The organism is Pseudomonas onubensis, assembly GCF_965653655.1.
Lineage (GTDB): Bacteria > Pseudomonadota > Gammaproteobacteria > Pseudomonadales > Pseudomonadaceae > Aquipseudomonas.
Map to the genome: position 1 here is coordinate 1 of NZ_CBFHAZ010000249.1, position 469 is coordinate 469.

1 protein-coding gene is annotated in these 469 nt (G+C 40.9%); it reads left to right on the plus strand.

The window, feature by feature from the left end; genetic code table 11:
* Positions 1-89: 89 nt before the first annotated feature.
* On the plus strand, positions 90-469 hold a 380-nt coding region (locus ACTD9P_RS29810), incomplete at its 3' end, for a hypothetical protein (RefSeq protein WP_438870444.1).

Here is a 469-nt window from a genome sequence, read left to right on the forward strand (position 1 = left end):
GTTTGCTTGGAATGACCCGATGCCATTTATCAGAAACACTTGGTCTCATCTCAAAAACAGCTGGAAACGGAAGCGGAAGGAAGATCGGCATGTATGAAAAGGATCTTTTGTATGACGCATTTCAAAAACTGAGAATTGACGAAAAACTGTCGTATTCGTTCGGTGAAAGGGCCGCGGTGAATCCGGATGACATCACATGCCTGAAATCAACAGACAGAAGCGCCATTTATAAACTGTTTGTAAAGAAAAAATCCGGAATTGTTCCGCTGATATTGAAGGTGTATAAATCTTCACGTGAAAAAAACAAGGTCGAGATTAATATATACGGGAAAGCCCGTTCTGTTTTAGGGGATTTGCTGCCGGACATCTATCTTATAGAGGAAAGTGACCATGAAACGTGGATATTTATGGAGTTTGTCAGCCAGATCAGAGGACAGCTTACATTTCATCCGAAGCATTTCAAGTATAT